This is a genomic window from Candidatus Poribacteria bacterium, from assembly GCA_021295755.1.
GTDB lineage: Bacteria > Poribacteria > WGA-4E > WGA-4E > PCPOR2b > PCPOR2b.
This window is the reverse complement of sequence record JAGWBT010000136.1, coordinates 1,219-11,829: the sequence shown is the minus strand read 5'-3', so window position 1 is coordinate 11,829 and position 10,611 is coordinate 1,219. Positions and strand designations below refer to the sequence as shown.

At 48.6% G+C, this 10,611-nt stretch carries 10 protein-coding genes; 4 read left to right on the top strand and 6 right to left on the bottom strand.

Translation table 11 applies throughout. From position 1 onward, the window contains the following. The 5 genes from alaS to J4G02_17980 form a co-directional block, all read right to left on the bottom strand. Positions 1–2,567, bottom strand: a 2,567-nt coding sequence (gene alaS / locus J4G02_18000) for an alanine--tRNA ligase (GenBank protein ID MCE2396432.1), incomplete at its 3' end; no start/stop codon positions are given. Further along, complete coding sequence (locus J4G02_17995; protein MCE2396431.1) at positions 2,564–3,235, bottom strand: regulatory protein RecX; 672 nt, start codon at positions 3,233–3,235, stop codon at positions 2,564–2,566. The genes J4G02_17995 and alaS, both read right to left, overlap by 4 nt. Then, the gene (locus J4G02_17990) at positions 3,171–3,845 is read right to left on the bottom strand and encodes a RelA/SpoT domain-containing protein (protein MCE2396430.1); all 675 of its coding nucleotides are present in this window, start codon (positions 3,843–3,845) and stop codon (positions 3,171–3,173) included. Before J4G02_17990 ends, J4G02_17995 begins: the two co-directional genes overlap by 65 nt. Positions 3,846–3,855: 10 nt before the next feature. Beyond that, the gene (locus J4G02_17985) at positions 3,856–4,965 is read right to left on the bottom strand and encodes an AAA family ATPase (GenBank protein ID MCE2396429.1); all 1,110 of its coding nucleotides are present in this window, start codon (positions 4,963–4,965) and stop codon (positions 3,856–3,858) included. A 39-nt stretch (positions 4,966–5,004) separates the two neighbouring features. Further along, positions 5,005–5,634: a ThuA domain-containing protein gene (locus tag J4G02_17980; GenBank protein MCE2396428.1), complete on the bottom strand. Its 630-nt coding sequence runs from the start codon at positions 5,632–5,634 to the stop codon at positions 5,005–5,007. Positions 5,635–5,871: 237 nt separating this feature from the next. Here J4G02_17980 and J4G02_17975 point away from each other — a divergent pair, with 237 nt between their 5' ends. Next, positions 5,872–6,228 carry a tetratricopeptide repeat protein gene (locus J4G02_17975; GenBank protein MCE2396427.1) on the top strand — a complete coding sequence of 119 codons (357 nt, stop codon included), beginning with the start codon at positions 5,872–5,874 and terminating at the stop codon, positions 6,226–6,228. 32 nt (positions 6,229–6,260) lie between these two features. Here the strand turns inward: J4G02_17975 and J4G02_17970 are convergent, their stop codons facing one another. After that, the gene (locus J4G02_17970) at positions 6,261–7,151 is read right to left on the bottom strand and encodes a nucleoside hydrolase (protein MCE2396426.1); all 891 of its coding nucleotides are present in this window, start codon (positions 7,149–7,151) and stop codon (positions 6,261–6,263) included. A gap of 137 nt (positions 7,152–7,288) precedes the next feature. On the opposite strand from J4G02_17970, the gene J4G02_17965 reads away from it, so the two are divergent. The 3 genes from J4G02_17965 to J4G02_17955 all read left to right on the top strand — a co-directional run bounded on the left by J4G02_17965 (position 7,289) and on the right by J4G02_17955 (position 10,222). Then, positions 7,289–8,092, top strand: coding sequence for a sugar phosphate isomerase/epimerase (locus tag J4G02_17965; GenBank protein MCE2396425.1), 804 nt, complete (start codon positions 7,289–7,291; stop codon positions 8,090–8,092). Positions 8,093–8,165: 73 nt separating this feature from the next. Further along, entirely contained in the window at positions 8,166–8,780 is a 615-nt protein-coding gene (locus tag J4G02_17960) for a hypothetical protein (GenBank protein ID MCE2396424.1), read from the top strand. Between the two features lie 11 nt (positions 8,781–8,791). Beyond that, entirely contained in the window at positions 8,792–10,222 is a 1,431-nt protein-coding gene (locus tag J4G02_17955; protein ID MCE2396423.1) for an amidase, read from the top strand. Positions 10,223–10,611: the final 389 nt, after the last annotated feature.

Below are 10,611 nucleotides of genomic sequence, written 5' to 3'. Positions count from 1 at the left end.
AGCTCAGGACGTCCACCGCCACGACCATCTGCAAGCCGCGTCACCGCTTGGATAATTTTCCCGGCCTGTAAGCCACGGTTCTGCACGAGATCTGGCGTAACACCGGCAGCAAACGCAACATCGTTGCCAGTTGCCGAAGCGAGCACAACGACACCAGTTCCAAGGCGGTTTTTTAAATCATCGACAAGTTGCCGTAACCCGTTCCGATCCGTATTTTCGAGAGCAGCGGCAATGACCCGAAAACCGTCAATCGTAACGGCATTATTCACCAGATCACCAACCTGCGATTGAGCCACCTGCGATTGAAGCGCATTGATCTGTCTTTCTAATTCGCGATTAGTTTGAAGCACCGCTTCAATGCGTTCAGGAGTCGATTGTTTTGAAGTTTTGAGCAGATTTGCGATAGCCGTAAGCGTTTCATCTTCAGAGTGGATGCGTTGATAGGCTGCCGCTCCAGTCAACGCCTCGATACGACGCACCCCGGCGGCGATGCTGCTCTCGCTGGTAATCTTTACAAGCCCGATTTCTCCTGCAGCGCGGACGTGAGTTCCGCCGCACAGTTCCTTGCTGTAGTCGCCGATCCGTACAAACCGCACGATTTCACCATACTTCTCTCCGAAGAAGGCGAGTGCGCCACGGTCCTTTGCTGCTTGCAGTGGCAGATACTCGGTCTCGACAGCGTTATTGAGGCGAACCCGGTCGTTGATTTCGCTCTCTATTTCGTGTAGGTGTTCTGGACTGACAGCTTCATAGTGGGTGAAGTCGAATCGCAGTCGCCCCGACTCAACGAGTGAACCCGCCTGACCGACATGCGTTCCAAGGACGGCACGCAAGGCATGATGAAGGATATGCGTCGCCGTGTGGCTGACAGCTATGTGTTGACGACGCGCGACATCAATCCCCGCTTCCACCGGTGTCTGCGGTGTAATCTCCCCTTCTACTACCTTACACTTATGAACGAACAGATCTAACACAGGTTTTACAGTATCGATAACTTCAAGTTTCGCATTTTCGCTAGCGATAACACCAATATCACCGACTTGGCCCCCGGAGTCTCCGTAGAAAGGTGTCTGATTAAGTATCACAGAAACTTCCTCTCCCTCGTGGACACCTGACGCCAACTCATCGCCTCGGATGAGAGCGATAACCTCTGCTTCAGCGTGGGATCTGTCATAACCCAAAAACTCGGTGGTATCGTATTCGTTGAGGATGTCCGCATAGATTGCCTCCCCAGTGTCTCCACCGCCGGCGGCTTTCCAATCTGCACGGCTGCGCTCGCGCTGCTGCGACATACTTGCTGTAAACCCGTCTTCATCAACCGTAAAGTCACGTTCCCTTGCAAGCATCTGTGTCAGATCTAGTGGGAATCCAAAGGTGTCGTACAATTCAAAGGCTCGATTCCCTGACAGAACAGACTGCTGCTGCGTATCAAGTTCGTCGAGCGAACCCTGGAGAATTTCTAGCCCACGATCTAGGGTCTGATGGAACCGCCCCTCCTCACCGTGAATAATCCGTTTAATAAAATCGTGACGAGGCAGCACATCGGGGAAAACAGGACCGAGTAGATCTACAACCTTGTCCACAAGGTTGTAGATGAACGGTTCTTCCATGCCCAACCGCTTGCCATATAGCACCGCCCGACGAAGGATACGGCGGATGACATAACCGCGCCCTTCATTAGAAGGCATCACGCCATCACCAATAGCAAAGGTAAGGCATCGAATATGATCTGCGATAACACGATGCGGCACACCACGCTCATCATCAAAATAATCCTGATTGGTGATGTTAGAGATCGCTTCAAGAATCGGGCTGAACACGTCCGTTTTATAGTTAGAATCAACGCCTTGCATGATGGCAACTATCCGCTCGAACCCCATACCGGTATCTACGTGCTTTTCGGGTAACGGGTGGAGTTCACCTGCTGCATCTCGGTTATATTGAATAAACACCAGATTCCAGATCTCGCGAAAGCGTTCGCTGATATTGGGACCTGTATTCGGGTCGTCAACCGATGCCGGATCCATCTCAGGACCGAGATCGACAAAAAGTTCAGAGCAAGGACCACAGGGACCTGTCTCTCCCATTTCCCAGAAATTGTCTTTGTCAAATCGACGGATGCGGTCAAGCGGTATATCGGTTTCCTCAAGCCACAGTTTTTCGGCCTCGTCGTCGGTGTCGTGAACCGTCGCCCAGAGGAGTTCCTTGGGAACTTTCCAGATCTCTGTGATTAACTCCCAAGCGTAGCCAATCGCTTCACGCTTGTAGTAATCACCGAATGACCAATTTCCCAACATTTCAAAAAAGGTATGGTGCCCCGGGGAGTAGCCAACCTCTTCCAGATCATTATGCTTCCCACTGACGCGTAGCACTTTTTGGGTATCAGCAGCCCGTCTGTACTCGCGTCGCCCCGTTCCGAGAAAGACGTCCTTAAACTGGTTCATCCCGGCGTTTGTGAACAGTAGGGTTGGGTCGTCGGCAGGTATTAACGGAGCACTCGGAACAACCGTATGCCCCTGTTTTCGGAAGTATTCTAGAAAACCCGACCTGATTTCATCTGATGTCATTGTCCATTTCCTTTGATCAACACTCGCTCGATTACACTCTGGATCGTCTCATAGTCAAATCCACGCCTGAGTAGAAAACCGTGCAGCCGGCGTTTCGCAACCTCTGGTGCGAGTGATTGGTAGCGCTTTGCCTGTTTCTGTGCCAATTGCAATGCCAACTTTGTTTCCTCCGCGTCCTGAATCTCCGCCAGCACACGATCTACGGTAGTTCTGTCTATGTTATGATTAGCCAATTCATGGGCTAATACTTTTTTGCCTTTCGGCTTTGAACGTCGACGGCGCGCCACCCATTTTTTGGCGAAGTTCTCATCCTTGATATGACCAAGCTGCTCAAGATCTTCCAACGTGATGTCGATTGCCTCTGTACCAAAGCCTTTCTGCCCAAGTTGATAGCCCATCTGACTCTTACTATAACTCTGGTTGGATAGTAATTTAAGTGCATAGTTTTTCGCTCGCAGCCCTTCGTCTGCTTGGATTAGCTTCTGGAGCACCTCCGCTTCGATCTCTAGTCCAACTCGCAAACCGAGTTTGGGGATGCAGCCTGCATCAACGCTGTCAAAGTACACTCCATCAAGGAAAAGGATTCGGCACGTGGGCGTTTCCTCATCTATTTGGATGTCTGTGAGCCGTTTTTTCATCAGAATAGGTGCGATAGATTGAATCTGCAAGACGGCTCCCGGCACCAACCAACCGTGCTAAAACGCCTATCTGCTCTCGACAAGCTACACTGTCAGTTGGTTCAGGATAATTGATTAGGTGATCGATTTCACCCCAAATCTCCTCAAAAAGGGTTCTAACCTGAATTTCGCAAGAAACAGGTGAATCCTCTCTAGGCTTAATCACGTAGTGAATGCTGGTGTATAAACTCTCTTTCAATTCAACGTTCAAGCCTTGACGTGCAAAGAAATCTTGTGATTCCGGGTCCCAAGTATAAGCTTTCGGTTGTTCATAAAGCATCCAATCTTGACTATCTAGTTTTTGGGTAATCGCACGGTGAATCTGTGGGAATTGGACTTGATACAGATGCAGCACTCGAACACCAGCAATGTCGGTTATCCGATTGAAGATATTCTCTGGCGTAATTGGGTCTTCAGATGACGATTTGCGTTGTATTTTTTCACGAAGGTGTTGTAAATCTTTCAACCGACTTTTTACGGAATGAACGATTTGGAGCGATTGGGTTAAGTCCGGATGCGTCTCAAAAAATCGGACTGTGTAATTACGAAAAAGGTCTATATCGTGAAGGTTGTTTTGAACTCGCTTGATGATAGCTTCCATACTTGCTTCATCAACCATTATCAATCTCCAGTTGGTCAAGTCGCGTCAAGAGGTCTTTAGCAAAAATATGGAAACCTGTTTTAGTGTTTTCATATAGTTGTCTATTACCCAAAATAGTATTCCTATCACGTCCTTCCAGATGACAACCTGGGACTTCCCACATGGGTGCTCTGTATTTTTGAGCCATATTTGGACGTGTTGAGTAGGAGTGCATAACAGCCGTTCCACCAACGGGCTCTTCTAGCTGCGGTTCGGTTAGGTGCTTTCTGTGATCAGCATCAATATATTTTCTAATCGTGGCGGGAATCTGTTCGGCATAGTTCTGATGTGCCTTAGATAAATTCCAATCGCCCGACCCAGAGTATTTCCTGGCATTGAAAATCGTGAACCCCAAAAAACTGACGAAATTTTTAGGGAAATAGCTTAATTTTGCATCGGAAAGTAGACTAAAAATCGTATTAAAATCACGCTTCCAACCTTTAAGGGATTTACCAATATTCTGTATGCCGTAAAGGGAAAACATGTCTGGCATACAAGGAATCAGAAATCCATCTACAGTGGATATAATAGCCTTATTAAGTATACCAAGACTTGGCGATGTATCAATCACAACATAGTCATAGGAATAATTTTTTGCATACACCTCGCAAAAATTCCGTATTTGTGTTACTGTACGGATGGCTAGCGGATCCCCACCATAAACATCTGTCCAGCGACTCGCAATTTTGTCTTCATAGGTATGTATTGTAAGTCTGCCCGGAATTAGCCCCAGCTCGTCGCGTAACTTAAGCGGTTTTGCAAGGGATTCCGGTGTATCTGTTCCATCCTCAGTCGGTTTTAGGAGGAAGTGGATGGAACGCACATTACCCGCGATAGCCTCAAATTCAGCTTGAGATTTTTCCTTACGCGCTTGAACAAAGTCATCTATAAACACATCTTCAATCTGCCAGATTTCGTGTAATGCCTCTGGATCCAAACCAAATAGTGTCAGATTAGATTGTGGATCTAAATCGACAAGAAGCGTTTTATGACCCAACTCAGCAAGCGCACACCCAAGGTGGTAGGTCAAAGTCGTTTTGCCGACACCACCTTTATTATTGAATACGGCAATTGACTTCATGTTTATTTTCTCCTTACAAGAGGTTTCACGCTTTACGTTTCATTCCCCCGGCGTTCCTGCCCAGAGTGCCCCCCGTTGCAGCATCGTACCAAATATCTCATGTTCACACGCTTTGGCGTCGTGCCCCAGCGCTAGATAGAATACACGACCATCTCCCCAGCTTTTTGTCCATGCGACAGGCACTGCATCGCCCTGCCACAACGCCGACGCGAGTACGTGGTTGCGTGGATCGTAGTCGAGGATATACTGTTCGTCCGTGACCACTGTCTCGTCGAGACCTTCCGTAATGGGATGCTCAGTATCCACGATGCTCACCTGATAATCGCGATAGCGTGGGTGCGTGACAAAATAGCCACCGACCATCGATCTATATTCGGGGCACTCTCGAAATGAATCGGCTGCGGAGTGCACCCCGACGTAGCCCTTGCCCGAAGCAATATGATTTAGTAAGCCGTTCTTTTGGGCGTCAGTAATTTCTCCGATTGTATAATAGAAGACAATCAGATCATACGGATCAAGATTCGGGGCAACTAACGCATCAAGGTCTTCCTCTACCTTGGTAATCTCGAATTCATCCCTCTGCGATAGTGCGTCAATTATCACTTCGCTGCACCCTTTCCAATCGTGAACAGCACCACCAGCAAACACCAATGTATTAATCTTTCCCATTGCGCTTCCTCCTCATAAAAGGCTGAGAGATTTTTCATTAAGGATAATTACGATGTGAGTACAGGATTATAATATCATAAGTCTGCGGAAAACACAAGCTAGCATTCCAAGAAATTAGAGTAGGTTTCCCCTTCGTTCTTGATTATTGTGCGGCGAAAATTTGGCTTTCGAATTGACAGAAATCCTTGACAATGCTATCTTATTTGATTGAGAAAGGGGGCTACGATGAGACTGTGGGTGAAATGCACAACGGGGTTCTGGGTTTTATTTTTCATCGGCTGTGGAGCAACCTATCAATCCGAACCGACAAGAGAACCTCAGATTACAAGTCGCGGCAATCCATACTTTGAACAGGGAAATATCTTTCTGAAAAAAAAGAAGTACCACGAGGCGATTGAGCAATATCAGCAGGCGTTGCGATTAGATCCGGATGCTGCGATTATCCACGCGGCCCTTGGTTGGGCATATTACAACGTGGGGATGCTTGACGCAGCGATTGCAGAAGGTGAAGCGGTCATGCGCTTGGAACCAGATAACCCTGACGTGCCCAAACTGATGGAGTTGCTATATCAAGAACGGAACCGACGCCGTTGATAGCGTGAGGGGCATACGTCGATCGGATTTTCTCAGGCAGTTAATGTCTTCACAAAGTAATCCATGAACCGAGTCGCATCGACAGAAGTACAGACAGAAGCATTCGGGTCGCCAACGACCGGGACAGTTGCGCCGCGCAGCTGATCCGCCAGCGTTTCAACCTCAATCCGCATTTCGCGCATTTCGCAGAGGGTGGAATCAAGGAGAATTGCCACCGCCAAGGGGTCATGCAGGGTTGGACGCGGTTCTGGATTATCGCCACCCCATAGATGGATTAACTCAGAACAGATCTGGTTAATCGGGCGGTCTACCGACCCGATGGTTTTTACCTGCTCGTAGCTCATGACGCACTTCGTCGTGACATCAAGGCCAACCATCGTAATTGGCACCCCTGTACCGAAAACAACCCGCGTCGCCTCGGGGTCGCAGAGTGCATTCCACTCTGGGCGCACCCGGTCTGTCGCACCTCCCATCATGACGATTTGCGTTTTCTGTACTAAACGTGGTTCTATGGTGAATGCCGCCGCAATGTTTGTAAAGGGTCCGATAGGTACAAGTGTGATATCCCCGTCGCCTGCCATCACCGTGTCGATAATAAAATCAACGGCGTTGCCGGGCATCGGTTGAATTGACGGCTGCTGTCTCTTTAGCACCTCCATTTGGCGCGGACGATGGCTGGCTGCAACCTGTTCCCAATCCGGAATCGATTGAAGGAGGGTTTTGCCGATACCAGAATAGACAGGGATATCTGTTCGCCCTAATGTCTCCAGCAAGCAGCACGCTAACTCTGCGCGCTGTTCCGCATTTCTGAAGACTGTTGTCACACCGAGAATATCAAGTTTACCGCTCATAATGGCAAAAGCCAAAGCGAGTGCGTCGTCTATATCATCGCCAATATCTGTATCGAGTATAATTTTTTGCATGTGTCCTCCAATATAGGCCAAGCTCTGAGATAGTTGGGACAAGTTTAACAGAAATCGATACAGGAATCCAGAAATAACTGTCCCATTGATGCCGCAATCTCATAACCAAATAACCAAATAAGGAAAGGAAACTCACCATGAAGATTGGTGCTTCGACAATACTGCATCGTGACCGCCCGTTGAACTGGACACTCTTTCACGAATTTCAGCAGGCGGGGATTGAATCTCTGGAGTTGACAGATTATCACCCCGATTTTTCGTTCACGGATCTTGAGACGTTTACCGCGCTCCGTTTAGCGATGGAAGATCTATCGTTACATCTTAATTCGCTTCACATCCATCTGGAGATATTTGATGATTATGATCTGGCAACACTCGACGGGGCACAGCAAGATAAAACGCTGATTGCCTATCGTCAAGCGGTTGACGCCATGGAGGTTTTAGGGGGCGGAATTCTTGTGACGCATCATATCCAAATCCCTGAACCCGACGAACCACTCCACGCAGAAAAGCGATCCGCATTCCTCGACAACCTCCGCGCTGTCGCAGAATATGCAGCCCCCAGAGAGGTTTCTTTTGCGCTGGAAAACGTGCCGCGAGGTTATACCGGCGACCCCATACGTCTTGTCGAACTGATGACAGATTTGGATGTCCCAAACGTAGGCGTTGTTATTGATACAGGACATCGCAATATCGGGGGTGATCCGGTGGAGGCACTACGAACTATTGGTGAACATCTGATTACCTTGCACCTGCACGACAATCACGGTGAGCGGGACGAACATCTCCTGCCGGGGCGCGGCACCGTTGACTGGAATGGGGTTGTAGGTGCTTTAGATGAGATTGAGTATCCGGGGGTGTTCATGTACGAACTCAGTCGCCCGGAAGATTTGACACAGATCCGTCCAAACGCAGATGCGCTCCTGAACCGTGGGGCATGATTCGTGGGACGGTTGCCCTCGGGTAAATTAGGGAGGAGTCGGGATTCGGAGATTCCTCCTACAGGAGAACTCGATGCTCTTGGTGGTTCTCTATTTATCCTTGACCGATGGGCTAGCAGTTGATACAATGCCCTATACCAATCCCGAAATCACGGAAATCAAAAATATCGTTCAACAGAACAGAGATATTCTCCAACAGCACAGTATAACGCTCCAGCAACATGGTGAAATACTTCAACGACATGGGACAGTCCTCCAACAGCACGGTGAAATATTGTTGGAGGTTGTCAAAGAGCAGAATTACTTGCGTGGCGCACTCGATCAGGTAAACGAGCGATTTAGTACACTCGATGCACGTATAGATTCACTGGAAAATCGCATTGTTTCTGTAGAAAATCGCATTGTTTCTGTAGAAAATCGAATGATTTCGATTGAGGAACGGATGAGCTTGTTTGAGGCACGCCTCACTGATACTTACACTAGCTTGAGCAAAGATATCGCTGATACTCATGCTAGCTTGAGCAAAGATATCACTGATACTCATGCTAGCTTGAGCAAAGATATCACTGATACTCATGCTAGCTTGAGCAAAGATATTCGAGATAACTTTAAGTGGACCATTGGACTGATGATTCCGGTTTGGTTGGGTATACTTGCTGCCATCGCCGTTGAATTGATTAAGGGCTAACGGAGGTCCCAATGGACGATATTCTACACGCATCAATCGCTCAACTTGCGGCGCAGATTCGCAAAGGCGAAATCTCTCCTGTTGAACTCATTGGAACAACGCTTGAGGCCATTGATGAATGTGAACCACAATTGAATGCCTTCATCACCGTGTTTCGGGAGGAAAGCCTCGAAAGGGCTAGACAGGCGGGAGTAGAGATAAGAAGCGGGAAGGATCGCAGCCCGCTACACGGGATACCCATCGCCCTCAAGGATATAATTTATGTTGAAGGAACCCGCAGCACAGCCGGTTCAAACTTCTTTTCACAAGAATCACCACAATTCGATGCTGCACTCGTCTCCAAGCTAAGAGATGCCGGAGCAATTATCATCGGTAAAACCAATCTGCATGAATTTGCTTTCGGCGTGACGACAGAAAATCCGCACTTTGGGGCAACTGCGAATCCGTGGGATACTGCGCGGGTGCCAGGCGGGTCAAGTGGAGGTTCGGCGGCAGCCGTTGTTGCGGGTTGCTGTGCCGGTGCATTGGGCAGCGATACCGGGGGGTCGATACGTATCCCGGCAGCGGTGTGTGGGCATGTGGGATTGAAACCAACCTTCGGACGCACCAGCGTTCACGGCGTCCTTGCACTGGCGCAGTCCCTCGATACTGTGGGTCCCATGTGCCGCTATGTTCACGATGTCGCACTGATGATGAATATCCTTGCTGGTTATGATCCTCGCGATGTACACAGCGAAAATCAGCCGGTGCCGGATTACACTGAAGGATTAGATCAACCTATCTGTGGGCGTAGGGCGGGGGTTCCAAAACAGCATTTCTTCGAGAACCTTGACCCAGAAGTTGAGCGAGTTGTAGGTGACGCGATTAAAGTCCTAGAGGGGTTGGGAGTGGAGATTGTTGAACTCGATCTGCCATCTGCACCGGCAGGGCATGAGGTTACACTGACACTTTTGACGGCGGAAGCCGGTCAGTTTCATCAGGAACGCCTCGCAACACATAGAGAGGATTATGGCATTGATGTGCGTGAATTACTTGAACAGGGACTGGAATTGTCGGCTACGGATTACGTGGAAGCGATTCGCGTACGGGAAATCACCAGACGTGAGTTTGCCAAAGCATTTGATCAGGTTGATTGTATTCTATCGCCAACTGCCCCTATTGCTGCCCCACTTCGGAGTACACACGATTTGTCTGGCGGCAGCGAATCTAACCGCATCCGTCCGCACTTGACCCGGAATACACGTCTGATTAACCTGCTCGGTTTACCGTCAATCTCCGTGCCATGTGGCTTTGTGCAGGTTGAAGGTTCCGATAGCGACCCAGGCTTGCCTGTCGGGTTACAGATTACCGGCCCGTGGTGGTCTGAAAAAACGCTGCTTCAAGTCGCCCACGCTTATGAACGCGCCACACCTTGGCGCACTATAAAAGTGAAACGTTTTTAATGGATAATTAACTGTCGTTATGATATAATTAACGACAAATAACATGTGATGTGTAGTGTGCAAATAAAAGTCCCTAGGCATTATTTTTTTCACCCCTATGGCTGGAGGAATGAACGATGCCAGCAAAAAACAGACAAACGCAAACAAGGGACATAACATAGGTAGCAACTTGCATTATTCTTTTCGCTCACGTTAAGAAATCGTGCAACAGAAACCGAGTTTTTTCTTCAAAACTCGGTTTCTCTTTCCGTTGTGCACTGTCTTTTTTTAAATCCTGTAGGTTAGGTTTCCCAACCCCACTACACTAATGATTGACGTACTCCAAAAGCTAAAGCATTTGGATTCTTGTTAGGGAATCCACTTTCTAATTGTGCGGTCAACACGACTGC

Excerpts from the sequence above, each read along its gene's own strand:
- J4G02_17990 (MCE2396430.1), bottom strand. The coding sequence starts at position 3,845 with ATGGAAGCTATCATCAAGCGAGTTCAAAACAACCTTCACGATATAGAC.
- J4G02_17985 (MCE2396429.1), bottom strand. The coding sequence starts at position 4,965 with ATGAAGTCAATTGCCGTATTCAATAATAAAGGTGGTGTCGGCAAAACG.
- J4G02_17980 (MCE2396428.1), bottom strand. The coding sequence starts at position 5,634 with ATGGGAAAGATTAATACATTGGTGTTTGCTGGTGGTGCTGTTCACGAT.
- J4G02_17970 (MCE2396426.1), bottom strand. The coding sequence starts at position 7,151 with ATGCAAAAAATTATACTCGATACAGATATTGGCGATGATATAGACGAC.
- J4G02_17965 (MCE2396425.1), top strand. The coding sequence starts at position 7,289 with ATGAAGATTGGTGCTTCGACAATACTGCATCGTGACCGCCCGTTGAAC.
- J4G02_17960 (MCE2396424.1), top strand. The coding sequence starts at position 8,166 with ATGCTCTTGGTGGTTCTCTATTTATCCTTGACCGATGGGCTAGCAGTT.
- J4G02_17955 (MCE2396423.1), top strand. The coding sequence starts at position 8,792 with ATGGACGATATTCTACACGCATCAATCGCTCAACTTGCGGCGCAGATT.